The organism is Clostridium sp. MT-14 (genome assembly GCF_042436595.1).
GTDB classification, from domain to species: Bacteria; Bacillota; Clostridia; order Clostridiales; family Clostridiaceae; genus Clostridium_B; species Clostridium_B aromativorans.
Genome location: NZ_JBHMIY010000003.1, coordinates 51492 through 73163, shown reverse-complemented (window position 1 = coordinate 73163; position 21672 = coordinate 51492). Strand labels below are relative to the sequence as shown.

The following is a 21672-nucleotide window of genomic DNA, read 5'->3' as shown; positions in this document are numbered from 1 at the left end:
TATATTATATATAATACATATATATTAAGAGGTGGAAATTATGGGCAGAAAAATAATATACTTACCTAACGAAATATATAAGGAATTTCAAAAGGAATATGATAGAATTTGTAATGATTTAGATAAAAGTTGTATAACAGAAAGGGAATATAATAAACATACAAACTATTGTTGTCTGAGAACATTAGAGATACGAACAGGTAAATCTTTTGGTAGGTTAGTGTTGAGTGTTGAAAGAAAGCCAACCAGAGTATATATGACGGAGAAAGAGAAAAAGAAATTCACTAAAAAAGTATTGAAATTGAGGTTAGAAGGGTGTTCGTATCCACAAATTGCTGAGATAATGGATACTAATGATATGAAAGTAAAGAGATATATAGATGAAATATATGATAAATTAGATAAAAAAACACAGGATGAGTTAGATAAGATAAAAGAAGAAAATATGATTAAAAAATTCTATAAAAGGGGAGAAAAATTATGTTGAAGTATAAAAGTATGAAAACCATAGATCAAATAAGGATATAAAATTCTAAAAGAATTTCCAAGAAAGGCAAATATATTGATTGAAACTGTAAATATAGACGATATTGATAAAGGTTGGTATAGAATTGTAGAATAAAATTCCAGTTTTATTTTGAATTTTAGGTATAAATATTACTAATTTAATAATATACAATGATATATTTTAATAATATATTAAAAAATAGGAGGCAACATTATGTATAAAGATATGTGTAAAATTTTAGATGAAGGAAAAGAAGGAGATTTTATTTTAGAAAAATATACTATTACAGATAAAGATTGGAGAGCATCATTAGAAGGTATTCCCAATGGAGAATATATAAAATTAATAGATTATAGAGACTGTATTATGTCTAATACTCCTATGGAGCAAAGAACTAATGTTAGTTTTGTGCATAAAGCTAATGGCGATGTATTTATTGCCGGATTAGGTTTAGGAATGATTGTGCTACCTGTACAAGAAAAAGAAAATGTAAAATCTATTACTATATTAGAAAAATATCCAGAAATAATTAAATTAGTTGGAAGTCAGTTACCTTTAAATGATAAGGTGAAAATTATTCAAGGTGATGTATTTGATTATGAATTCCCTAAAGGTACAAAATTTGATAGTATTTATTTTGATATATGGAATTATATAAATTCAGACGTATATGAAGAAATGAAATTACTTAAAAAGAAATATAGAAAGTATAAGAGAATGAAAAAATATAATCCTAATGTATTTAGTTCTTGTTGGGCAGAATATCAAGCAAGATATGATCGTAGATTGATTTAAAGGAGGAATAACAATAAATTTTAATAATTATATAGTTACCTTAACAAATGGGATTGTAAATAGCACTTATAAAATACAAGCTACGAATAGAAGAAAAGCTGTTATATTGGCACAAGCTGAAGCTATACAATTAGCTAGAGGTTATGAATTAGTATCTGTAGAATCAGCCGAAAAATATAAATGTATACAAAGTCATAAAAAATGTGATTATTTATGTGATGTTAGACAATGTAATTATGAAGAGAGATTAGGAGCTAATTATTTAGATTGTCAATATCTGAGGTGAGAGATGAATATCAAATAAAAGATATAAGAGAAGGGGATTAATATGAAATTTAAGGATATACCTAAATTCACATCTGAAGGAAATTATAATACAGATATGAGATTACCATTCTTTGTTGATTGGATAAGAGAACAAGAGAAAGAGTTAAATTTGCAACTTAATCCAGATTTTCAAAGAGGTAATGTTTGGACTGAACAACAACAAATAGCTTATATAGAATATCTTATTAAGGGTGGTAAATCAGCCACTACTATATATTTTAATCATCCAGGATGGCAAGATACATGGGAAGGTGAATTTGTATGTGTAGATGGCTTGCAGCGTATAACAGCTATTCAAAAATTTATAGGTAATGAAATAAAAATATTTGGACATTACCTAAATGAATATGAAGATGCAAAAATACTATTAAGACAAATAACAATTAAAATAAATATAAATAATTTAAAAACTAAAAAAGAAGTACTTCAATGGTATCTCGATATGAATACGGGTGGTACAGTGCATAGCAAAGAAGAGATTGATAAGGTCAGAAAGATGGTTAATGAATTAGGAAAGGAGCGATAATTGTGTTTAGGTATGAGAATATATTACCTTCGATGAGTATTAAAAATATATTAGAAGAAGTAGAAAAAATAGCCGAGCAGGGATATAGTATAGAGTATATGCCTATAAATCAATATGATAATGGTCACAAAGATGAAGTTAATGCGGGAGAAATACCTCTGGTAACATATACTTTAGATATAATAAATATGGAAAATGGTGAAAGTATATATTCTAAGTCTTTTAATCACATACAAGATTGTCTAAGAGTCGGTGTAAAATGGGTAAGAGAAAATTTACAGAAAGGTAAAAATAATAATGCAATTTAAAGAATTAAAATGGCGGAAATACATGAATGAATATCGTGCAGATGTTAGATTAAAAGGTGTGTTTGGAATTAGATTTATATGCGGTATAAGATATATAGAGCCTACTACAAATACTGAAAAATGTTTTTATAGGTGGATTATTAATGGTAAAAAATGTGATGATTTATTTGAATTTAATTGCAAGAGTTTGGAAGATGGGAAGCGTCTTTGCGAAGAAAAATATTTAGAAATATGTAATAAAATTATTAACATAATATGTGAATAAAAGGGAGATTTTAAGTTGTGAACGAGAAAGTAGGTAAGTATTGTAATGATAAATAAGTATTATTATTTATTTAAGAAAATAGTAGATCCAGACTTCTTTTATATAAGAAATAATGATTTATTGGAAGAAATTAAAACTAAATATAATATACCAGAATGGGTAAAGTAATAGATTATATTAATAGCTTAAACATAACTAAAAAGAGACAATTTTTAATAACCAAAAGGAGTCTAAAGTTAGCAGCTAAAATAAAAAAAGAAATTGGAGTAGATGTTTTTCCTATCATTATTAGACAATATTTGGGTTCAATGCATAATGAAGCAGGATATTGTACATGGTATATGCTTGATAGAACTATGAATATGATTGGATCGGCAGATTCAACCTCTGATTTATTATTAAAAAAGAATATTATAGAAATATGTTGGTATGAAGGTGATAATATTTATATTTCATTTTGTTTGAAAGAAGCGAAAAATGTTTAATATTAATATAAAAGATGAGTTAGGTACTCATACATTAAATAGTGATAGAGATTGTGAGTGGGTATGTCCAATATGTAATAAAGAAGTAGATGTAATTGACATTGATGTAAAAAGGAATACTTTGATATCTCCAAAATGTCCATCTTGCCATAACAGAATGAAATTGTCATACTGGCTAGATCAGATTCATGATGAAGAGGAATATACAAAATTAATAAAAAATAAATAGAATCATCACTTTATTAGAAAGAATTAAATTCGTAACAAACTTCCTAATTTTATTTAAAAATTAATAAAATTATGTTGACATATAGGACATATTAGAGTATAATCAATAATACATAGATAATATAGTTTTATTAATTTTTATTATTAAAATTTATATAATATAAAATATTAATAAATAAAATTAGGAAGGGTGATAAGTGAATGGATAAAACTTTTAAAGAACAGTTGATGAATTATGCATATAAAAATAGTGTAAATGTAAAAGATTTTGTAACACGAGGAGATGTTTTCTGGGCTGATTTTGGTGAAAAAAGAGGTCATATACAGGGAGGAATACGTCCTTGTATAATAGTTAGTAATGATACTTGCAATAGAAGATCTCCTGTTATTACTGTAGCACCTGTTACTACTAGTATGACAAAAAATACATTACCTACACATGTTGTAATGAATGAAATAGTGTTAAAAACTTCTATAGTATTATGTGAAGGAACTACTACTTTAAATAAGAATGATTTAAAAGAAAAGATTGGACATTGTACTGAAAAACAAATGGTCGAAGTAGATAAAGCAGTGGCAATTCAGATGGGATTAACTAGTTATTTTTCAATTAGTTCGAAATTTAATGATGAAATTTTTGATATTTATAAAGTGCAAAAAATGGTTAAGAACATAAATGAGATGCGAATGTTTATTGATAAATTTGATAATCCTATGGTGCAACCAGTTAAAGATGGAATGAACACTTTAATATTGGAATTAAAGAGTTATTGTCAAAGGTTTAATAAAAATATTGATTTGTTTTATAAAGGAAATAAAATAAATAAAAATCAAAAAAAAGAAAGATGTCAAAGTCAAAGAGAGGTTGTGGCAATTGGATAATCGATTGAGTAGTAATATTGAAATAAAAAATACTATAAGGATTCATTATTTTAATAAATATTATTATAAATGTATTAATTTGTGTAATAAATTTTTATATATCATAAAAAAACAACGAAGGAAATTTTTAATTGATATAAGAGATGAGTTGTTTTTTGTTAATTTTTATTTAGGAATCTCATATAAAAATTTATCAGATTGGAAATTAAGTAAATATTATATTAAAAAATCAATAAAATATAGTTTAAATGATACTTTTTTAAATCTAAGTATAAAGCAATTGGCTGATTTTTATGTCCATATAAGAATGTTTAATAAAGCAATTAATAGTTATAAACTAAATCTTTGTTTTTACAAGAATATAAATGATGTAAAAAATAGAGCAGATATATTATTTAATGTTGCTATGATTAGAGATAGACCAAATCACATGCAACAAATTATTTATATTATGGAACGTAATAATTATTTAGATGGTAATAAGTATCATAATCTAATAGTACAAAAATATATTGAATTAATAGAGTATTTGTTTGAACATAATCAAGGTTATAAAGGTAAAAAAGTGTTAAATAATATAGGAGATATTAATATCAAGTCTCAGGTTTGCCAAGGACTATATCAAAAGATTGCATAAGGGTAGAATTTTTAATATTCTATTCTTGTTTTCAAAAAATAATAAAAATATATTGACTATAATAAATAAATAGTGTGAAATAATAATTAATAAAAATAGACATAAAATGCATGTTTTATTTATTTAAATACTTAAATTATGATACAATATAGTTGGGAGATGATTGAATGGAGAAACCTTATTTATTAACATATGAAGATTGTGGAGAATCAAATTTTGCATGGTTTTATACAGAAGAAGATATGTATGACTTTATAACAGATTATAGAGTTAATGTTATACAAGCATTTTTAATTAGAGATGCAGAATTGATATTAGATGGAGATGACTGATATGAGAGATATAAATGCTGATATATCAAAAATTAAAAAATCAGAGCTAAATAAATTTGTAAAACATTTAATATATACAAATAAAGTAATATGGGATGCTGAATGTAGCTGTGAAGAAATCGTAAGATCAGATATTTTCAAGTCATTTTTTAATGAAATCGAAGAAAATAAAAGAGATCAATTTCTTGAACAGATCGCTGAGATTTTCTATAAAAAGAATAAAAATTATGATACAAGTATGGCTGAACCAGAAATGCATGATGGTGAATTTGCAGAATTTGAACAATTTGGACGAGATTTGCAGCCATTTTTAGATAAAGTATATGAAAGAGAGGGTAAGTAAACTATGATAGAAGAAGGAAAAGAGGTAAGAACTAAATTGCTAGTAGATGTTTCTTCAGAAATGGAAGATGTACCTGAAAATGACGGGGAGACTATAAGATATTGTATAGAACAAGACCTAGAGAATCAAGGGTATGAAGTTTATTCTTGTGAAGTATTGAATAAGGATGGATTGGATAAAGATACTTTGCAAAAGATAATAGATAGATTGACTGAAAATATAGATAAGTATCAAGATGAATTAAATAAATTAATGGCTGATAATCAGGTAAATTTTATGGAAGAACTTAGGCAAAATACTAAGATAAATGGTATTAGGATAGCTAGAGAAATAATTTGTAAAATGTACAGAGAAAAGTGGACTGATTAGTAATGAATGTAAATCAAATCGTAGGTAAAACAATTAAAGATATTCAAAATAGATTAGATTATATTTATATTATTTTTACTGATGGTAATTGTATCACAATAAGTTTAACATATAATGGACATGAAATAAATAAATTAAATTACAAATAAATATTTTATAACATATATTATAACATTAAGATAAAATATGGTATAATAAAAGTATACTTATAAGGAGGAATATTTATGGATTTAGATAGTTTTAAAACTATGGAGAGCTTAAAGAAAAAGGTATCAGAACAGAAAAATATTTTGGATAAATGCGTACGAAAACAGAGGGAAAAATATTTAGAATGTGCTAAAAAAGATTTTTTATCGTTTTTTAAAAACGAACAATTTAATGTTCAAGATAATGATACTGATATCACAGTAAAACTTGAAAATATGTCTATAATATTGGAAATTCATGGGATAGGTAAATATATTAATGAACATATGGCTCTAAATATTAAAATAAAAGATAAAATAGATGAAAGATACAAAATTTTGATCGTTAATAAAAACAAGGTTAACAACAATTTTATTATTTCTGATAATATAGAAGAGTTAAAAGAGCAATTAACTAAAATTAAAGCAAAGATAGATAAAATTGAGAATGAGTCATTTGTTTTTATGATATGTGAACCAAATGATAATCGAAAATTTAATTCTATGGAAGAATTATTAAAAGAGGTTATTAAACAAATAGAAATTTAATGATAGATCATTTTTTATTAGAATTAATCTTTTAATTGAAGTTAAGGAGGATATTAATCATGAGACAAACTGAAAATATTTTATTATTAAAAGGAGTAATAATAAAATTTGATTTAAAGAAATATTTGGAGGAAATAAAACCTAGTATGGAGATACAAAATCAAAATATAAACGATGGTTGTGGCTTATTAGAAAATAATATATGCAAAGGAGAAAAAGTATGAAGAATGATAAGGGCAATATATATCTAAACGAAATAGTAGAAAAGCATAAAAATATATGGATAGATATAAAAAGGATGTCGGGTATGCCTTGTATTAAAGGGACTAGGATTCCAGTATCATTAATAGTATCATGTTTAAAAGATGGTTTAACTATAGGAAATATAATGAAAGATTATAAATTAAGTAGGCAGCAAGTTACATCAGTTTTAGATTATGTTATAGATATATTAGATAGACCTTATATGGAGGTTGATGTTAATGAAATATGATACAAATAAATTATATCAAGATTATTTGGCTTCGTTAGGAATAATGCCAATAAATAACGTTGAAGAATTAAAAGAAAAGTATGGATATATGTTTAATATTATTGAATATGATAAATTAAAGTGGTATCAAAAAATTTTTTATAAAATTATTGGAGATGTTGATATAAAATTAATAAAAAGATTATTTTAATCCAAAGGAGATGAAATTTTATGTTTTATGTATATGATAAAAGAGATACTATAAAAGAAAATATGAAAGTTTATTCTGTTCAATATAAGCATGGATATCCATTCTTTACTTTATATAAGAATGACCAATGGATAACAGAAAGTGCAAAATACTATGTTCCGATAGAATTAAAAGATATAGAAAGAAAAAAAGAAAGAGATATAATAGATAAGTTTTGTAATAGTATTAAAGAAAAATATTCTGATATAAAATTTAAGGTAGAATATAATATATGGGAAAATTTTTGGGATATATGGCATAGCTATAAAGATTATTTAGATGATGATTTTAGACGTTTTACAGGTGAACAGATAATAAAATATTTTGGAGATAATGATATATTTAATACTGGATTTGCTTATGGTTATCATATTTTTGAAAATAAATAAGAAAGGATAGATGAAAAATGAAAAATTATTTGTGTAAAGATTGCGTACATAACAATAATGGTTGGTGTGAAAAACGTAAATTTAATGGGTTAAAGAAGATAACTGAATGTACAGATAAGAAAGTAGAAGGATATTTTTCAGCAGAAGAGAAACAACGTTATAATGATAGTATTAAGGAAATATTTCATCCTATAAATATTACAGAGTATAAGAATTTTGGTAAAAGAGAAGAGTTTTATAATATTCAAAGACAAATCGAGGCTATGGACAATAATAGTACTATCACCGATATAAAACAAATAATGGTCAATTTGGGACAAATGTTGGATATAGAAGAAAAAATTCAAGGAATTGCAACTGAATATGAGATAGATCAAGATATTGTCAGCGGAAGTAAAGCATTAAATAATAAGTGGTTAAAAGAAGTCGGAGCTTATAAAGGAGGAATACAAGTTAAGTATGAATAAAAATAATATTAATAAAGCAATAGACTATGTAATACAAATATATTCTGATAAATATAATTGTTCAATAGAAAAAGCTACTAATATTGTAAATGATTCTAGTTCTATTGAATTATTAAAATTAAATCCAGATTATGTATTGCATTATAATTTGGAATATTGGGCTAAAGAAATAAGGAGGGAAGCATTAAAGTGATAGGAATAGAATTATATATAATTACTGTAATATTCTCTATGATAATTGTTGTATGGAGTAAATATAAAATTCAAAGTGATCCAATTTTAATAGATAGAATTTTGCATTCAGATTCAGATAGTAGTAAAAATATTCAGCATCCATTAATGTATGTTTTTATCCCTATAATTAATATTATATTTGATTTTTTTATGATCTGGATATTAACTACTGATATAAATAATGTAAGAAAATTTTTTGAATAAAATAAATAAGTAGGTGCAATAAGTATCATGAATAGATATCAAGTGGTAGATTATAAAGGACAATGTAAAGAAGTGATTTATGATTTTGTAAAAGAGAAAGAATTCTGTTGTAAGGGAGAATTAGATTCCTTTGTAAGAATGCATCCCTCTTGCTTTTTATGTTATTAAGGAGGCATCTTCAGATAAGATTATAATTATAGCTTATTTTAATATGTATTATCATGAATACTTAAATGAGAATGGTAGAATATATAATGAATTAAGTTATAATTCTGATCTTTTCGATGATAATGATTTAGCAGAGTATTATGAACTGAAAAAAAGAGAATATGGTCTTAAAAAAGAGTTAAGTCATTTAAAAGAATTGACAGAAAAATATGAAAAATAATTATGAATTGAATAATAAGTGCTTAAAAGACGTTGGAGCTTATGAAAGAGGTGTATAAATTAAAAATATAAATTGAGTTAAATATGTTATACTAATATATATGATCTTATAGGAGGAAATAATATATGGACAGTAGAAAACAGAAAGCTTTATTATCAGTTAGAGTTACTACAAAATTTAAAAAACAACTAGAAGAGATAGCTGATTCTAAAGGAATAACTTTACCTGATTTGGTAAGATTTATATTGACAAGCTATATTGAGGAAAATAAAGAAAAATAAATATATATTAGTATAATTTATTATATTGACAACTTATAATGGTTAACAATAGTTGATATATGTAAACTATAATTATATACTGTAAACATCAAGTAAAACATATTAATTATTTGCTTGATAATATAACTATAGGAGATGTTTTAACTATGATGTTAAAAAAAATTAAAGAGCAATTACAAAATTTAGATAAGAGGACATATTTAGTTCACCAGCTAGATCCTAAATTTGAGAATTTGGAATATATGAAATGCTGTACAGAAGATAACTACATTAAAATCTTTGGATTATTTGATAACTTGGACAACATAATTAAAATCAAATATGACAGTATAACTGAATTGCATATAGATAGTATTAATGTTTATATTGAATTAAAGAGTGGACAATCGTATTATTTTAAAGAAAAAAGAAATAATTTAGTAGAAATCTTTGCAGATTTTAAGAAACATGATTTGGATGTAAGCATAGATAAGTTCTACATAATAAAGGATTATTCTATAGTAGGACAAGATGATGGGACATACATATTAAGAGGGATGACAGTATACGAAGAAGATGAAGAATTAGAAGAGAATGAATATAAGGATTTTAGATATAAGCTGAAATTTGATAATATAGTGGAAATAGATGAAGATTATGAAGAAGGATATCATCATTTGCAATTAAAACTTATTAATGGAGAATATATTGAGTTTGAGGCAGAGTGGTAAGATATTGGTCTATGAATACATATTGAAAGGAGGTGAATTCTTATTTTGAAAGTAAATAGAGCGGAACAAATACAAATCAATAAAAATCATCCTATGTGGCATATTATCGATCAATTTAGTTTTTATTCTAAAAACCTTTATAATTATGCTAATTATATTATTCGTCAAGAATATATTAATAATCATAATTATATTAAATACAGCCAAATGGCAAAGGATTTAAAGACTACAGAACCTTATAAGCAATTAATGTCACAAGCTTCTCAATGTACTTTGCAAGTATTAGATAGATGTTGGAAATCTTTTTTTAATGGAATGAAACAATATAAAAAAAGTCCAGATAAATTTCTTGGTAGACCTAAGCTACCTAAATATAAAAAGAAAGATGGTAGATTTCCTTGGTTTCTTAAAAATAATCAGATATATTTTGAGAACGGTTATCTTTGGTTTAAATTAAAAGTATTTAACGGATATAAATTCAAGACTCATTTAACTGATAAAGATAGAATTATTTCAATCAGATTTATTCCTAGAGGGTGTATTTATGTATTAGAAATAGTATATGAGAAAGAGATACATGATAAAGTAGAAATAGAATCTAAGAGGATTATATCAATTGATTTAGGCGTTAATAATTTTGCAACTATAACAAATAATATTGGTAAACAACCAATTATTATTAATGGCAGAGGAATTAAATCTATAAATCAATTTTATAATAAAAGACGAGCAAAAATACAATCTATATTAAAGAAAATAAATAATAAAGATTGGAGTAATCAATTAAATAGAATTACATTAAAAAGGAACAATAGGATAAAGAATTTCATGCACCATGCAAGTAAATATGTTATTGATTATTGTATTAAAAATAATGTTGATACAATAGTTATAGGGAAAAATGATGGATGGAAGCAAGAAAGTGTATTAAGAGATAAGGTAAATCAGCACTTTATAGGAATACCATATGAATTATTTATACAAATGCTACAATATAAAGGTGAAGATAATAATATTAAAGTTATAGAGAGTAAAGAATCATATACGAGTGGTACATCATTTTTGGATAATGAGTTACCGATAAAAGAGAATTATAATAAAAATAGAAGAATAGTAAGAGGTTTATTTCAATCAAATAAGGGGATATTAATAAATAGTGATGTAAATGGGAGTTTACAGATAATGAAAAAGGTATTTTCAGATGCTATAAAGTATGGCTATGGAATAGAGGGATGTCTGACCCCTATAGTTATAGATGTAGTGAAATTGGTTGCATAAATAATTATAAATAACTTTGTAAAAAGTCAATAGAAGAAGAATTTTATTAATTTTTTCTATACAAAATAAATAAATAGTGATATAATAAAATTAATAAATTGAAAAGGGGTTCTAATTATGAATGATTTAGATTTTCATTTTTTCGGATGGGATACTAATGAATTTAAGACTGCACTAAAAAAAGCTATAGAAGGTGTCAGTAAGGCTAAAATTGATGATTTAAAAGCAATGATAGATTTAGCATTAGATATACATAATAAAGAGATGTTTAATGAATATACAAGTAAATATAAAAAATTAATAAATAATAAGAGGTGATACATATGCAATACAAACTAAATCCAACCATAACGGAACAGGAATTAAGGGATTATGGATTCACTGATTTTAGTAATGGGCATTGGTATTATTGTAAGGATTTATATAAAGGAGACATAAGTTTTAATTTAGATGTGTTAAAATCAAATTATAATTATATTGAAATTGATGTACTGGATGAGTGGTGGTGTCAACCATATGATTATGAATGGTTACTATCTATGAATAAAAATGCTAAAGTTGCTAATAAAGTTAAAAGAGAATATGATAAAATGGTTAGAAAATTATTAAAAGACAAAATTTTAGTGGAGGTGGATTAAATGAACAAAATCAATAGAATAAAGGAACTCGTAGAATTGTTAAATAAAGCATCTGATGCTTATTATAATACAGATAGACCTATTATGTCAGACATAGAATTTGATAAGTTATACAATGAATTACAGCAGTTAGAGAAAGAAACAAATTTTATAATGACTACATCACCTACTATTAATGTTGGATTTGAAGTTAAAAGCAAATTAGAAAAAATCACACATACTATACCTCTTTTATCTTTAAATAAAACTAAAGATATTAATGAATTTAGTAATTTTGTAGGGAATAAACGTATTATATTAATGTATAAGGGTGACGGATTAACTCATGAACTTATATATGATGATGGAGAACTGCAACAATCTAGTACTAGGGGTAATGGTTATATTGGAGATATTGATACTTTTAATGCTAAAACATTTAAAAATATTCCTTTACATATAAATTTCAAAGGGTATTTAAAATTGTCAGGTGAAGCAGTCATTCTTGATAAAGACTTTGAAAAGATTAATAGTGAGTTGCCTCCAGGTGAGCAATATTCAAATAGTAGAAATTTGGTTGCAGGATCTATAAGACAATTAAATTCAAAGATATGTAATAAAAGAAATGTTAGATTTTATGTTTTTAGTCTTATAGAATGTGAAGGGAAAGAATTTAAAACTATGAGAGAGCAACTTAAGTTTCTTGAAAGTTTAGGTTTTCAAATTATTAATTATATAAGTAAGAGATATGTTGTTAGAGAAGCTTTAGAATCAGATATTAACATGTTAAGGAATAGAGCTAAACAAGAGGGATTTCCTATAGATGGTGTTGTAGTTGCATATAATGATTTAGACTATGCTAATAGTTTGGGTAATACTGCTCATCATCCACTTAGTAAACTTGCTTTTAAATTTACAGATGAAGAATATATTACTAAATATATAAGAACAGAATGGCAGGTATCAAGGACTTCTATGATTAATCCTGTAGCTGTATTTAAACCTATTGAAATAGATGGAGCAGTTATAACACGAGCCACATTACACAATATTGATTATTTTAAAGCCTTACAACTAGGTAGAGATGATAATATTCATGTAATTCGTGCGAATCAAGTTATACCCAAAGTTGTTGGAAATGATACTAAAAGTAATACAGAAGTAATTCCTGATAAATGTCCTATTTGTGGTGCCAAAACAGAAATTAGATTGCTAAAAACGGCTAATGTTTTATATTGTATTAATAATAAATGTCCATCTAAGCAAGTAGCACAATTTAGTCATTTTGTTTCAAGGGACGCTATGAATATAGTTGGACTATCAGAGAAGTCAATTGAAAAATTTATTAATTTAGGATTTTTAAAAGATTTACCTGATATATATAAATTAGAGCAATATAAAAATCAAATTATTAATTTAGAAGGATTTGGAGAAAAATCTTATAATAAACTAATAAAATCTATTAATAATTCAAAAAATTGTAATCTGGCTAATTTTATATTTGCTTTAGGAATTCCAAATGTGGGATTGTCTACTGCAAAAGATTTAACAAAATATTTTGGTAATGAAGTTAATTATATTTTAAATGCTAAAATAAATGATTTATTAGATATAAAAGACATAGGGGAAATTGTAGCGAACTCTATATATAATTGGTTTAATGACAAAGATAATCAAGATATATTACAGGAATTATTTAAATATATTGAGTTTAATGAAAAAAAAGGAATGAATAATAATTTGAAAGATTTAACAGGAATGACTTTTGTGATAACAGGAGATGTTCATAGTTTTAAAAACAGGAATGAATTTAAATCTTTAATTGAAAATCTTAATGGTAAAGTAACAGGTTCAGTTAGTAAGAAAACAAATTGTTTGATAAATAATGATATAACATCAACTACAGGTAAAAATAAAAAGGCAAAAGAATTAAATATTCCTATTATTACAGAAGAACAATTTAACAATATGATTGGAAGAGAAAAAAATGGATAATATTACAAAGTGGAGATTAGAAGATAAAATAAAGAAATATTTAATTAATAGAGTAAAAAATGGGGCATCACAGGAACAGATAAAAATAGTAGATGTCGATATGACTAATCCTAATATAGAAGTAGTAATTAATGAATTGTGTCAATTAGACTATATAAAACTAATTAAAGGGGGTTCTTCTGAAAAAATAATAACAAAAGATTTTTATGATTATATAAAAAAAAGAATGGATGGAGGAGAATATCAAATGAATATGACAGTTATAAATATTAATAACAAAAGATTATTAAATTGGAAATCTACGCAAGTTGTTCAAAAGATTAATGAGGAACAAATAGTTATCGTAGAAGAATTACATATTAAAGGAAAGGGACATATTAGTTTAACTAAAGTAATTGAGAAGTTCAAAGATAAGGATATTATAGATAAAAGGATAGTCATAAGACCAATAAATAATGATAAATATGCTTTAGTAATGGGCTTAAAATGGTTGTTGCTTGCTAGAGAATTAAAGAAGCCATTAACATGTATAATTGTTGATACAAGCTATACTCATAGGAAACTAGTAAAAGAAATTGGATTGTTAGGATACTATTTTAAAGTACCTAATAATACTGAAGATATATTGAATCTAAGAGATATCCATATTTCTAAGAGTTTTAAAAATACTAAACCTCAAAAATATAAAATTAATAAGTATAGAAATTATTTTAATGAACATAAATGTTTGGATAAACCAGTTGTAGTTCAAAAGAAAAATGTTGATGGTAAGGAGTATATGTTATTGACAGATGGATATATAAGATATCTTATATTTAAGAAAAAAGGCATAGTAAATATTCCTGTTAGATATGCGAAAGAAAGTGGAAATAATGCTGTTAAAATATCATAAAATAATAGGATGGAAAATCAATAACTAAAGATATTAATATTAATGTGATAAGTGAAGACGAGGATATAGAAGTTGATACAGAAGAAATTAAATAGAAGGAGTACATATGAGAGAATGTAAATTTAGAGGGAGAGCAATATGTGATTATGAACAATTTGGTATTATTGGTATCAAGAAAAATACATGGGTATATGGATATTATTATAAAGATGTTGAAGAAATAGATGATGAGCAATCATTTGAATATGTATCTTATATAAGAATGCCATATGGGGATCATTATGTTGATATTGAGATTATTCCAGAGACAGTAGGAGAATATACAGGCTTGAGAGATAAGAATGGCAGAGAGATATATGAAGGAGATATATGTAAAGAACTATACGAAGATGGTATGGAAACAGGAGAGATATTACAGATTATATGGTCAGGATATTACAAATTTGATGCCAAAGTAATTAAAGGAGGAGTCCTAACGGAAGGACTTAATTTCCCTTTATGGCATTGGGATAAACGTGAAGAGAATGGATATAGGCAATTAGAAGTTATAGGTAATATCTATGAAAACCCAGAAATTTTGAAGGAAGGCGAGTAAATGCGTGATATAAAGTTTAGAGCATGGGATAAAGTAAGCAAAACAATGTATACAGATGCAATTAATAATTGCGTGGATTCATTCGATTTGATTTTGAAATACCCACAAGTTTATGAGGTGATGGAGTATACGGGGCTAAAAGATAAGAATGGTGTAGAGATATATGAGGGAGATATTGTTGAAGGAGGATATTTAAATCCTTTAACAGGTAAATTTGTTAGTAAAAAATATGAAGTAGAATACAGAGACAGTGGTTTCTATGGGAAATTAATAGGACATAGCCCTTATGGTGACACGTGGTTACATTTTATAAAGGGTGAGATTATTGGAAATATATACAGGAATAAAGACTTACTGGAGGATAATCGAAATGTGTAGATACTGTGATTTTAGATTAAGAAGAGAACCTTTTGGCAAAAGAAAAATATTAAGAGGTGATTTTTTATTTGATGATAGAGATGATTGTGCTATTTGTATCTATATCGGCAAAATAGATTGTAGCAAATATGACAATAGATATAATGCTAAATTTTATATAAATTGTACAGTTCATGATGATTATAATAGTGATGGTTCAGTAGAAATTAAATATTGTCCCATGTGTGGAAGAAGGTTGGAGAAAATAAATGGATAAATATTTGTATGTGGAGTTTATAAATAATTGGGACTGTTATATTTGTCAGTATACAGGAGAAGATATACCAGTAACAAGGAGAATTGCGAAAATAAAGTTGACTGAAGAACAAATTAAACAATTAGAACCTAAAATTGTAGGTACAAGTAATAATAAAAATATATATGAGGATAGAAGATTAATATGTATTCAGGAAGAAGGAGATAAAGGTAATAATAAGAATTGAAAAACCTGATTCTACTGAGTATATGATATCTGATAAGGGTTTTAAAATACTTAAGGAAGATGAGAAAGGAAATATCAAGTTTTTTAGGAATCTTGATACCGGAAAAAATATAGCGTTTAAAAATTTATTAAGAGGAGAAATAAAATGAATAGATTTTTAGTAAAAGTCAAATCTGGAGAAGATAATAAATTAAGAATGTTTTGTAAGATAATATTTAAAAGTGATTTAATGAATTTATACATTGTAGAAACTAAAAATTCTATAGACTTTATGAGAAATTTATCTTGTATACAATCTATTACGTATGATTATAACGGGACGATAGAAGTTTGATTTTATATAAAATTAATAAATGAAAGGAATGATAAAATGAAATTCTTATATTTAATCAAAGTTGAGCCAAATGCAAATAATAATAAATTTTATAGAATGATTCAAACAAATGAAGATAATTTTGAAGCTCAATATGGAAGAATAGGAAATACTAATTTTCAAACTAGGACTTATTCATTATATCAATGGGATAAAAAATTTAAAGAAAAGATAAGGAAAGGATACGTGGATAAGACTGAATTAGTTGCAGAGCCAAAAGTAAAAGAAAAAGTAAAATATAAAGAAATTGAGGATTTAGATATTAGGTTAATAGTTCATAGATTACAGGCTATGGCAAGACAAGCTATAAAAGATAATTATACTATATCCTCTAATAAAGTAACACAAGTTATGATAGATGAAGCACAGAATTTAATTGATATTCTATTACAAGAAAATAATATTAATAAATTTAATAAATATTTAGTCGATTTATTTGAAGTGATTCCTAGAAAAATGAGTAAAGTTGCAAATTATTTAGCTAAAGATTCAAAAGACTTAGCAGGTATTTTACAAAGAGAACAAGATTTATTGGATGTTATGAAAGGGCAAGTAATTCAGAAAAGTATATCTAATACAGGTATTAATAAAGAAACTATAAATGATAAGACTATATTAGAAGTAATGGGATTAGAATTTACGAAAGTTACTGATCAAGATATAATTTTGATAAAAAAGCAATTAGGTTCAATTAGTGATAAGTTTTATCAAGCGTGGAAAGTTATTAATCTTAAAACACAAAAGCAATTTGACAATTTTATAGAAAAGAATAAAATTAAAAATAAAAAATTATTATGGCATGGCAGTAGGAATGAAAATTTTTGGAGTATATTAAATACAGGATTAGTATTAAGACCTAATGCAGCTATTACAGGCAAGATGTTTGGATATGGAATTTATTTCGCTCCAAAAGCAAGGAAATCATTTGGATATACTTCATACAATGGTTCTTATTGGGCAGGAGGTAATTCAAAAAGTGCTTTTATGGGATTATTTGATATAGCATATGGTAATCCATACAATGTATATGATTTTAATAGTAAATATTATGATTTGAATTATGATAAATTACAAAAACAATGTCCAGGAGCAAACTGTTTACATGCTCATTCAGATAAAGACATGTTAAGGAATGATGAAATTGTTGTTTATAGAGAAGATCAATTAACAATTAAATATTTAGTAGAATTAAGATAAAAATTAAAATACATAAAATAAATAATAAATATAAAGGGGAAATGATATTATGTCAAATAAAATTAATCAAGAAGAAGTAAAAGTTATTAATTATGAGAAAGTGTATCAACCATTTGTAACAATTTATAAGGATTCTGATGAAAAGAAAAGTGATGGATTTTATATTAAGTCTAAATCAGAAAAAATTATACATAGTGATAATAGAACAATAGTAATATTAAATGATGGTAGTAAAGGTATAGCAAAATGTAATCCTGATGACGAATATAATAAAACTAAAGGAATAAAAATAGCATATATTAGAGCAAAAATAAAATCTTTAAATAAAGAATTAAAAAATTTAGTAAAATAATAAAAGAATCAGAATCTAAAGTTATGGAGAAAAATATAAATGAGAATGTGTAGTAAATATAAACAATATATAATAGAGAAATATAAAGAATACAAAAAGTTATTTATAGTTGATTTATTTCTATATTTTGTTTGTATGATGCTTGTTCAAGGTAATGTGGTATTCCCGCATTATATTCTATATATAATGACCTCTGTAGTATTTGGGATAGTTATGAAGGAGCATATTAGAATTCTATTAATGTATAGAAAAGAATATAAGAAAGTGAGATGAAGTAAAAATGGGGAAGGTTTTAGATGATCCACAATCTTATTTTGACAATTTAAGTGATGAAGATTTTGAGGAATTATTAAATAAATTTGGTTTTAAATATACGAAAGTGAAACCAGGTGAAGGTGGAGTATTTATAAAAGGTAAAAAACTTAAAAATGAAGATTTTGAAATAACAAATAAAGATAAAAAATAGAATGAAGATCAAATAAGTATTTTATTTAATAAGGAGGATTCACTAGTATGGGTAAAGGAAAGCCAAGACATGATCCAAATAAGTCACAGAATCAATTGGGAAAAGTATGTTCATATTATGAATGTATTTGTGGAAGTCCTTGTTGTGAAAATTCTTTTGTAGCAGATGTTTCTATTTGTAAAGGAAATCCACATAATTGTGTCAAAATAAAATATAAAAAATTAGCTTGTAGAAGTAATAGACAAAAGAATAATAGTTAAAAAATATAAAATTAATAAAAGGAGAATATATATGAAAATATTAAAGAATATAAAAGTACCTACAGGGAATATACTTATTGTTCAAGGAGATAAAGGAAAACTAGAATGTTTGTCATTAGGTGATTATGGTAAAGATGTTAATTTAAAAGCTGATTTTATGGGATTGTCAAGAGAATTAAAAGAAGTACATCATACTAAATTAATGCCTTTATCAAAAAAATGGGTAGTAACCATATCAACTCAATATGGTTGCTCTATGAACTGTCGATTCTGCGATGTACCAAAAGTAGGTAAAGGTATTAACGCTACATATGATGATTTAAAAAATCAAGTTCTTAATAGTTTATTATTACATCCTGAAGTTACTACAACAAAAAGATTGAATATACATTATGCGAGAATGGGAGAACCCACATGGAATGAGAATGTACTTGAATTTACAAAGAGTGTAAGGGGAGAATTATATCCTCGTCTAAAATATAGCTTAATACATCCTGTGGTTTCAACAATGTTGCCTAAAAATAATAAGAATTTAATTAAATATCTTAGTGATTGGATGGAAATTAAAAACTATTCTTTTGACGGAGATGCAGGATTACAATTCTCAATAAATTCAACTTCTGATGAAGAAAGAGACTATATGTTTAGTCATAATTCATTAAGCTTAGATGAAATATCAAGGATAGGTAAAGATTTAGATTTCCCGAAGGGAAGGAAGATAACTTTAAATTTTGCTGTGGCAGGATATGAAATTAATGCTAAAAAATTAAGAGATTTATTCGATCCTAAAAAATTTATAATTAAATTGACTCCTATGCACAAAACTCATACTGCTTTAGAAAATGATATTAAAACCATAGGAGACTATACAGCATATTATCCATATGAGCAGCATGAGAAAGAATTAAAGGAAGTTGGGTTTGATGTATTAGTATTCATAGCAAGCGAATATGAAGATTTGGGTAGGATTACGTGTGGGAATGCTATATTGAGTGGTACAATGCCAGAATGTCCTTATACTGAAGTAAAATAATAAAAATTAAGGAGGGACAATAGTTGAAAATCGGAGTAACAGAACGTGGAGATGCTGGTTTGGATTTTTCTTGGGTAGACAAATTATTTCAAGCTAATATAATAATATCTAAGAATTTAAACAATAAACTAATAGACAATTTAATTAAATATAAGGATAAAATAATATTTCATATGACTTGTACTGGGTATGGAAGAACTATATTAGAGCCTAATGTACCTAGTTTAACATTTACTTGTGAGCAAATCGAAAAATTAATAAAAAAAGGATTCCCAGCAAGACAAATAGTTCTAAGAATAGATCCAATTATATCAACGAATAAGGGAATATTTAGGGTAGAAATTATATTAAATGTATTTAAAAATATAGGTATTAAAAGAGTGAGATTCTCATTTTTAGATTTATATCCTAATGTCCAAAGAAGGTTTTTATCAAAAGGGATAAAACCGCCTTACAACAGCTTTACTGCTCCATTACATATGAGAGAAGATGCTTTAAATATGTTGGACAAGTGGAAAGATGTTTATGAATTAGAAAGTTGTACTGAAGATACTCCATATCAATTAGGATGTATAAGTCAAAAGGATATTGATATCTTGGGTATAGATAAAAAATTAGAAATAGGCGGATATCAAAGAAAAGGATGTTTATGTGCTCAAGGAAAAACAGAGTTATTAAATAATAAGTTCAGGTGTCCACATCAATGTTTGTATTGTTATTGGAAAGATAAGTAGGAGGTACAATAATATGATCAATGTAGAAAAGTTTTTATCAAAAAATAATATAAATTATACATATGCATTAGTAAAATATAATAATAAAATAGAGCCAATATATTTTACTAAATACACTAATGAAGATAATAGTATTTGGTTTTTAGAATCACCCTGTGAATTAAATAAGATAATGAAAGTAAGTAAACCTATAGACAAATTTTGTAGGGAATATGTTGAGCAATGTATAGAATTAGGAAGTGATGAAAATGAAGAATATTTTATTAATCAATTCATTAAACCGATGATTATTAATGATTGGTTATATGAAATAGAAAATTTTCAATGTGAACCATTTTTGCCTATTGACGTAGATGATATTAAATTAATTTCTGAGAGAGAATGTTTGAAATATATGTTGAATATAAAAAGTCAATAAATTTAGATTTTTATATAAAATTAATAAAATTGAATGGAGGCTAAAAAATGGATGGAACGCAAATAGTAAATACGTTAGGTAAAGCAATAGATATGTTAGCAAAGAAAATGAGTATACCGGCAAATAAGTTATATGAAGTAATGCAGGGACAATTAAAATTTGATATATATAAAATGTCAGAACACTTAATCATTTTTATAGTACTGCTAATATTAGACATTGTATTAACTAGAAAAATTATTAAAAGTTTAAGGACAGAAGATGGATATTTTTATGAAGATCAAAAATTCGAAGATGGAATAATAACATCTTTTAGTTTTGTAGGGATAGTAATATTAGCAATTATATGTATAGTAGGAATTTTTATGGATATAAATACAATAGTCCAAATAAATGTAAGTCCAGGATATTATATATTTAAAGAATATATACAACCATTAATACAGTAATAAATGTTTGATTCATAAAA

The 21672-nt window shown here is 25.3% G+C and carries 41 protein-coding genes; all 41 read left to right on the top strand.

Translation table 11 applies throughout. The features are described 5' to 3' along the window. Positions 1-40 precede the first annotated feature (40 nt). Positions 41-487: a hypothetical protein gene (locus ACFHWD_RS03575; protein WP_378060444.1), complete on the top strand. Its 447-nt coding sequence runs from the start codon at positions 41-43 to the stop codon at positions 485-487. A 234-nt stretch (positions 488-721) separates the two neighbouring features. Beyond that, a complete protein-coding gene (locus tag ACFHWD_RS03570; RefSeq protein ID WP_378060442.1) occupies positions 722-1303 on the top strand; it encodes a hypothetical protein in 582 nt (193 codons plus the stop codon). Positions 1304-1631: 328 nt separating this feature from the next. Further along, positions 1632-2156, top strand: coding sequence for a DUF262 domain-containing protein (locus ACFHWD_RS03565; RefSeq protein ID WP_378060440.1), 525 nt, complete (start codon positions 1632-1634; stop codon positions 2154-2156). A 2-nt stretch (positions 2157-2158) separates the two neighbouring features. Continuing rightward, positions 2159-2464 carry a hypothetical protein gene (locus ACFHWD_RS03560; protein ID WP_378060438.1) on the top strand — a complete coding sequence of 102 codons (306 nt, stop codon included), beginning with the start codon at positions 2159-2161 and terminating at the stop codon, positions 2462-2464. A gap of 22 nt (positions 2465-2486) precedes the next feature. Then, complete coding sequence (locus ACFHWD_RS03555) at positions 2487-2729, top strand: hypothetical protein (RefSeq protein ID WP_378060436.1); 243 nt, start codon at positions 2487-2489, stop codon at positions 2727-2729. Between the two features lie 155 nt (positions 2730-2884). Next, a complete protein-coding gene (locus ACFHWD_RS03550) occupies positions 2885-3214 on the top strand; it encodes a hypothetical protein (protein WP_378060434.1) in 330 nt (109 codons plus the stop codon). Continuing rightward, positions 3207-3443: a hypothetical protein gene (locus ACFHWD_RS03545; RefSeq protein ID WP_378060432.1), complete on the top strand. Its 237-nt coding sequence runs from the start codon at positions 3207-3209 to the stop codon at positions 3441-3443. The genes ACFHWD_RS03550 and ACFHWD_RS03545 overlap by 8 nt, the downstream gene beginning before the upstream one ends. Before the next feature lie 200 nt (positions 3444-3643). Further along, positions 3644-4324, top strand: a complete 681-nt coding sequence (locus ACFHWD_RS03540) for a type II toxin-antitoxin system PemK/MazF family toxin (protein WP_378060430.1) — start codon at positions 3644-3646, stop codon at positions 4322-4324. After that, positions 4317-4961, top strand: coding sequence for a hypothetical protein (locus tag ACFHWD_RS03535; RefSeq protein WP_378060428.1), 645 nt, complete (start codon positions 4317-4319; stop codon positions 4959-4961). The genes ACFHWD_RS03540 and ACFHWD_RS03535 overlap by 8 nt, the downstream gene beginning before the upstream one ends. 167 nt (positions 4962-5128) lie before the next feature. Then, positions 5129-5293 (top strand): hypothetical protein, encoded by a 165-nt coding sequence (locus ACFHWD_RS03530; protein WP_378060426.1) that lies wholly within the window; start codon positions 5129-5131, stop codon positions 5291-5293. 1 nt (position 5294) lies between these two features. Next, on the top strand, positions 5295-5636 hold the full coding sequence (locus ACFHWD_RS03525; protein WP_378060424.1) for a hypothetical protein: 342 nt from the start codon (positions 5295-5297) through the stop codon (positions 5634-5636). A gap of 3 nt (positions 5637-5639) precedes the next feature. Continuing rightward, positions 5640-6005, top strand: a complete 366-nt coding sequence (locus tag ACFHWD_RS03520; RefSeq protein WP_378060422.1) for a hypothetical protein — start codon at positions 5640-5642, stop codon at positions 6003-6005. Positions 6006-6229: 224 nt separating this feature from the next. Beyond that, complete coding sequence (locus tag ACFHWD_RS03515) at positions 6230-6739, top strand: hypothetical protein (RefSeq protein ID WP_378060420.1); 510 nt, start codon at positions 6230-6232, stop codon at positions 6737-6739. Between the two features lie 59 nt (positions 6740-6798). After that, positions 6799-6963 (top strand): hypothetical protein, encoded by a 165-nt coding sequence (locus tag ACFHWD_RS03510; RefSeq protein ID WP_378060418.1) that lies wholly within the window; start codon positions 6799-6801, stop codon positions 6961-6963. Next, positions 6960-7232 carry a DUF433 domain-containing protein gene (locus ACFHWD_RS03505; RefSeq protein ID WP_378060416.1) on the top strand — a complete coding sequence of 91 codons (273 nt, stop codon included), beginning with the start codon at positions 6960-6962 and terminating at the stop codon, positions 7230-7232. Before ACFHWD_RS03510 ends, ACFHWD_RS03505 begins: the two co-directional genes overlap by 4 nt. Next, a complete protein-coding gene (locus tag ACFHWD_RS03500; RefSeq protein WP_378060414.1) occupies positions 7222-7422 on the top strand; it encodes a hypothetical protein in 201 nt (66 codons plus the stop codon). The genes ACFHWD_RS03505 and ACFHWD_RS03500 overlap by 11 nt, the downstream gene beginning before the upstream one ends. Positions 7423-7442: 20 nt before the next feature. Next, positions 7443-7850, top strand: a complete 408-nt coding sequence (locus ACFHWD_RS03495; RefSeq protein ID WP_378060412.1) for a hypothetical protein — start codon at positions 7443-7445, stop codon at positions 7848-7850. Positions 7851-7867: 17 nt separating this feature from the next. Then, positions 7868-8317, top strand: a complete 450-nt coding sequence (locus tag ACFHWD_RS03490) for a hypothetical protein (protein ID WP_378060410.1) — start codon at positions 7868-7870, stop codon at positions 8315-8317. Continuing rightward, positions 8310-8510: a hypothetical protein gene (locus ACFHWD_RS03485; protein ID WP_378060408.1), complete on the top strand. Its 201-nt coding sequence runs from the start codon at positions 8310-8312 to the stop codon at positions 8508-8510. The genes ACFHWD_RS03490 and ACFHWD_RS03485 overlap by 8 nt, the downstream gene beginning before the upstream one ends. After that, the gene (locus ACFHWD_RS03480) at positions 8507-8755 is read left to right on the top strand and encodes a hypothetical protein (RefSeq protein WP_378060406.1); all 249 of its coding nucleotides are present in this window, start codon (positions 8507-8509) and stop codon (positions 8753-8755) included. The genes ACFHWD_RS03485 and ACFHWD_RS03480 overlap by 4 nt, the downstream gene beginning before the upstream one ends. Positions 8756-9268: 513 nt before the next feature. Next, positions 9269-9424: a hypothetical protein gene (locus ACFHWD_RS03475; RefSeq protein WP_378060404.1), complete on the top strand. Its 156-nt coding sequence runs from the start codon at positions 9269-9271 to the stop codon at positions 9422-9424. A gap of 146 nt (positions 9425-9570) precedes the next feature. Further along, positions 9571-10134 carry a hypothetical protein gene (locus ACFHWD_RS03470; protein WP_378060402.1) on the top strand — a complete coding sequence of 188 codons (564 nt, stop codon included), beginning with the start codon at positions 9571-9573 and terminating at the stop codon, positions 10132-10134. 45 nt (positions 10135-10179) lie between these two features. Then, positions 10180-11412 carry an RNA-guided endonuclease InsQ/TnpB family protein gene (locus ACFHWD_RS03465; protein ID WP_378060400.1) on the top strand — a complete coding sequence of 411 codons (1233 nt, stop codon included), beginning with the start codon at positions 10180-10182 and terminating at the stop codon, positions 11410-11412. A 117-nt stretch (positions 11413-11529) separates the two neighbouring features. Then, entirely contained in the window at positions 11530-11730 is a 201-nt protein-coding gene (locus ACFHWD_RS03460) for an IDEAL domain-containing protein (protein WP_378060398.1), read from the top strand. Between the two features lie 5 nt (positions 11731-11735). After that, a complete protein-coding gene (locus tag ACFHWD_RS03455; protein WP_378060396.1) occupies positions 11736-12050 on the top strand; it encodes a hypothetical protein in 315 nt (104 codons plus the stop codon). Next, positions 12051-14024, top strand: coding sequence for an NAD-dependent DNA ligase LigA (ligA, locus tag ACFHWD_RS03450; RefSeq protein ID WP_378060394.1), 1974 nt, complete (start codon positions 12051-12053; stop codon positions 14022-14024). Beyond that, the gene (locus tag ACFHWD_RS03445; RefSeq protein ID WP_378060391.1) at positions 14017-14916 is read left to right on the top strand and encodes a hypothetical protein; all 900 of its coding nucleotides are present in this window, start codon (positions 14017-14019) and stop codon (positions 14914-14916) included. Before ligA ends, ACFHWD_RS03445 begins: the two co-directional genes overlap by 8 nt. 106 nt (positions 14917-15022) lie before the next feature. Next, positions 15023-15511 (top strand): YopX family protein, encoded by a 489-nt coding sequence (locus ACFHWD_RS03440; protein ID WP_378060389.1) that lies wholly within the window; start codon positions 15023-15025, stop codon positions 15509-15511. Next, the gene (locus ACFHWD_RS03435) at positions 15512-15889 is read left to right on the top strand and encodes a YopX family protein (RefSeq protein ID WP_378060387.1); all 378 of its coding nucleotides are present in this window, start codon (positions 15512-15514) and stop codon (positions 15887-15889) included. Further along, positions 15882-16145 carry a hypothetical protein gene (locus ACFHWD_RS03430; protein WP_378060385.1) on the top strand — a complete coding sequence of 88 codons (264 nt, stop codon included), beginning with the start codon at positions 15882-15884 and terminating at the stop codon, positions 16143-16145. The genes ACFHWD_RS03435 and ACFHWD_RS03430 overlap by 8 nt, the downstream gene beginning before the upstream one ends. After that, complete coding sequence (locus ACFHWD_RS03425) at positions 16138-16371, top strand: hypothetical protein (RefSeq protein WP_378060383.1); 234 nt, start codon at positions 16138-16140, stop codon at positions 16369-16371. The genes ACFHWD_RS03430 and ACFHWD_RS03425 overlap by 8 nt, the downstream gene beginning before the upstream one ends. Before the next feature lie 144 nt (positions 16372-16515). Further along, positions 16516-16704: a hypothetical protein gene (locus ACFHWD_RS03420; RefSeq protein ID WP_378060381.1), complete on the top strand. Its 189-nt coding sequence runs from the start codon at positions 16516-16518 to the stop codon at positions 16702-16704. A 36-nt stretch (positions 16705-16740) separates the two neighbouring features. Next, the gene (locus tag ACFHWD_RS03415; RefSeq protein ID WP_378060379.1) at positions 16741-17940 is read left to right on the top strand and encodes a WGR domain-containing protein; all 1200 of its coding nucleotides are present in this window, start codon (positions 16741-16743) and stop codon (positions 17938-17940) included. Between the two features lie 49 nt (positions 17941-17989). Further along, complete coding sequence (locus ACFHWD_RS03410; RefSeq protein WP_378060377.1) at positions 17990-18292, top strand: hypothetical protein; 303 nt, start codon at positions 17990-17992, stop codon at positions 18290-18292. A gap of 39 nt (positions 18293-18331) precedes the next feature. After that, positions 18332-18565, top strand: coding sequence for a hypothetical protein (locus ACFHWD_RS03405; protein WP_378060375.1), 234 nt, complete (start codon positions 18332-18334; stop codon positions 18563-18565). 7 nt (positions 18566-18572) lie between these two features. Then, the gene (locus tag ACFHWD_RS03400; RefSeq protein WP_378060373.1) at positions 18573-18758 is read left to right on the top strand and encodes a hypothetical protein; all 186 of its coding nucleotides are present in this window, start codon (positions 18573-18575) and stop codon (positions 18756-18758) included. Positions 18759-18805: 47 nt separating this feature from the next. Next, the gene (locus ACFHWD_RS03395) at positions 18806-19018 is read left to right on the top strand and encodes a hypothetical protein (RefSeq protein ID WP_378060371.1); all 213 of its coding nucleotides are present in this window, start codon (positions 18806-18808) and stop codon (positions 19016-19018) included. Positions 19019-19049: 31 nt separating this feature from the next. After that, on the top strand, positions 19050-20051 hold the full coding sequence (locus ACFHWD_RS03390; protein ID WP_378060369.1) for a Fe-S-oxidoreductase: 1002 nt from the start codon (positions 19050-19052) through the stop codon (positions 20049-20051). Between the two features lie 23 nt (positions 20052-20074). Continuing rightward, positions 20075-20785 carry a DUF1848 family protein gene (locus ACFHWD_RS03385; RefSeq protein ID WP_378060367.1) on the top strand — a complete coding sequence of 237 codons (711 nt, stop codon included), beginning with the start codon at positions 20075-20077 and terminating at the stop codon, positions 20783-20785. 13 nt (positions 20786-20798) lie between these two features. Continuing rightward, positions 20799-21203, top strand: coding sequence for a hypothetical protein (locus ACFHWD_RS03380; RefSeq protein WP_378060365.1), 405 nt, complete (start codon positions 20799-20801; stop codon positions 21201-21203). A 47-nt stretch (positions 21204-21250) separates the two neighbouring features. After that, positions 21251-21652 (top strand): hypothetical protein, encoded by a 402-nt coding sequence (locus ACFHWD_RS03375; protein ID WP_378060363.1) that lies wholly within the window; start codon positions 21251-21253, stop codon positions 21650-21652. The last annotated feature ends 20 nt before the right edge of the window (positions 21653-21672 follow it).

What these genes read in the sequence shown, in the direction of transcription:
- ACFHWD_RS03575 (WP_378060444.1), top strand. Translation starts at nt 41, where the DNA reads ATGGGCAGAAAAATAATATACTTACCTAACGAAATATATAAGGAATTT.
- ACFHWD_RS03570 (WP_378060442.1), top strand. Translation starts at nt 722, where the DNA reads ATGTATAAAGATATGTGTAAAATTTTAGATGAAGGAAAAGAAGGAGAT.
- ACFHWD_RS03565 (WP_378060440.1), top strand. Translation starts at nt 1,632, where the DNA reads ATGAAATTTAAGGATATACCTAAATTCACATCTGAAGGAAATTATAAT.
- ACFHWD_RS03555 (WP_378060436.1), top strand. Translation starts at nt 2,487, where the DNA reads ATGAATGAATATCGTGCAGATGTTAGATTAAAAGGTGTGTTTGGAATT.
- ACFHWD_RS03550 (WP_378060434.1), top strand. Translation starts at nt 2,885, where the DNA reads ATGGGTAAAGTAATAGATTATATTAATAGCTTAAACATAACTAAAAAG.
- ACFHWD_RS03545 (WP_378060432.1), top strand. Translation starts at nt 3,207, where the DNA reads ATGTTTAATATTAATATAAAAGATGAGTTAGGTACTCATACATTAAAT.
- ACFHWD_RS03540 (WP_378060430.1), top strand. Translation starts at nt 3,644, where the DNA reads ATGGATAAAACTTTTAAAGAACAGTTGATGAATTATGCATATAAAAAT.
- ACFHWD_RS03530 (WP_378060426.1), top strand. Translation starts at nt 5,129, where the DNA reads ATGGAGAAACCTTATTTATTAACATATGAAGATTGTGGAGAATCAAAT.
- ACFHWD_RS03525 (WP_378060424.1), top strand. Translation starts at nt 5,295, where the DNA reads ATGAGAGATATAAATGCTGATATATCAAAAATTAAAAAATCAGAGCTA.
- ACFHWD_RS03520 (WP_378060422.1), top strand. Translation starts at nt 5,640, where the DNA reads ATGATAGAAGAAGGAAAAGAGGTAAGAACTAAATTGCTAGTAGATGTT.
- ACFHWD_RS03515 (WP_378060420.1), top strand. Translation starts at nt 6,230, where the DNA reads ATGGATTTAGATAGTTTTAAAACTATGGAGAGCTTAAAGAAAAAGGTA.
- ACFHWD_RS03510 (WP_378060418.1), top strand. Translation starts at nt 6,799, where the DNA reads ATGAGACAAACTGAAAATATTTTATTATTAAAAGGAGTAATAATAAAA.
- ACFHWD_RS03505 (WP_378060416.1), top strand. Translation starts at nt 6,960, where the DNA reads ATGAAGAATGATAAGGGCAATATATATCTAAACGAAATAGTAGAAAAG.
- ACFHWD_RS03500 (WP_378060414.1), top strand. Translation starts at nt 7,222, where the DNA reads ATGAAATATGATACAAATAAATTATATCAAGATTATTTGGCTTCGTTA.
- ACFHWD_RS03495 (WP_378060412.1), top strand. Translation starts at nt 7,443, where the DNA reads ATGTTTTATGTATATGATAAAAGAGATACTATAAAAGAAAATATGAAA.
- ACFHWD_RS03490 (WP_378060410.1), top strand. Translation starts at nt 7,868, where the DNA reads ATGAAAAATTATTTGTGTAAAGATTGCGTACATAACAATAATGGTTGG.
- ACFHWD_RS03485 (WP_378060408.1), top strand. Translation starts at nt 8,310, where the DNA reads ATGAATAAAAATAATATTAATAAAGCAATAGACTATGTAATACAAATA.
- ACFHWD_RS03475 (WP_378060404.1), top strand. Translation starts at nt 9,269, where the DNA reads ATGGACAGTAGAAAACAGAAAGCTTTATTATCAGTTAGAGTTACTACA.
- ACFHWD_RS03470 (WP_378060402.1), top strand. Translation starts at nt 9,571, where the DNA reads ATGATGTTAAAAAAAATTAAAGAGCAATTACAAAATTTAGATAAGAGG.
- ACFHWD_RS03460 (WP_378060398.1), top strand. Translation starts at nt 11,530, where the DNA reads ATGAATGATTTAGATTTTCATTTTTTCGGATGGGATACTAATGAATTT.
- ACFHWD_RS03455 (WP_378060396.1), top strand. Translation starts at nt 11,736, where the DNA reads ATGCAATACAAACTAAATCCAACCATAACGGAACAGGAATTAAGGGAT.
- ligA (WP_378060394.1), top strand. Translation starts at nt 12,051, where the DNA reads ATGAACAAAATCAATAGAATAAAGGAACTCGTAGAATTGTTAAATAAA.
- ACFHWD_RS03445 (WP_378060391.1), top strand. Translation starts at nt 14,017, where the DNA reads ATGGATAATATTACAAAGTGGAGATTAGAAGATAAAATAAAGAAATAT.
- ACFHWD_RS03440 (WP_378060389.1), top strand. Translation starts at nt 15,023, where the DNA reads ATGAGAGAATGTAAATTTAGAGGGAGAGCAATATGTGATTATGAACAA.
- ACFHWD_RS03435 (WP_378060387.1), top strand. Translation starts at nt 15,512, where the DNA reads ATGCGTGATATAAAGTTTAGAGCATGGGATAAAGTAAGCAAAACAATG.
- ACFHWD_RS03430 (WP_378060385.1), top strand. Translation starts at nt 15,882, where the DNA reads ATGTGTAGATACTGTGATTTTAGATTAAGAAGAGAACCTTTTGGCAAA.
- ACFHWD_RS03425 (WP_378060383.1), top strand. Translation starts at nt 16,138, where the DNA reads ATGGATAAATATTTGTATGTGGAGTTTATAAATAATTGGGACTGTTAT.
- ACFHWD_RS03420 (WP_378060381.1), top strand. Translation starts at nt 16,516, where the DNA reads ATGAATAGATTTTTAGTAAAAGTCAAATCTGGAGAAGATAATAAATTA.
- ACFHWD_RS03415 (WP_378060379.1), top strand. Translation starts at nt 16,741, where the DNA reads ATGAAATTCTTATATTTAATCAAAGTTGAGCCAAATGCAAATAATAAT.
- ACFHWD_RS03410 (WP_378060377.1), top strand. Translation starts at nt 17,990, where the DNA reads ATGTCAAATAAAATTAATCAAGAAGAAGTAAAAGTTATTAATTATGAG.
- ACFHWD_RS03405 (WP_378060375.1), top strand. Translation starts at nt 18,332, where the DNA reads ATGAGAATGTGTAGTAAATATAAACAATATATAATAGAGAAATATAAA.
- ACFHWD_RS03400 (WP_378060373.1), top strand. Translation starts at nt 18,573, where the DNA reads ATGGGGAAGGTTTTAGATGATCCACAATCTTATTTTGACAATTTAAGT.
- ACFHWD_RS03395 (WP_378060371.1), top strand. Translation starts at nt 18,806, where the DNA reads ATGGGTAAAGGAAAGCCAAGACATGATCCAAATAAGTCACAGAATCAA.
- ACFHWD_RS03390 (WP_378060369.1), top strand. Translation starts at nt 19,050, where the DNA reads ATGAAAATATTAAAGAATATAAAAGTACCTACAGGGAATATACTTATT.
- ACFHWD_RS03380 (WP_378060365.1), top strand. Translation starts at nt 20,799, where the DNA reads ATGATCAATGTAGAAAAGTTTTTATCAAAAAATAATATAAATTATACA.
- ACFHWD_RS03375 (WP_378060363.1), top strand. Translation starts at nt 21,251, where the DNA reads ATGGATGGAACGCAAATAGTAAATACGTTAGGTAAAGCAATAGATATG.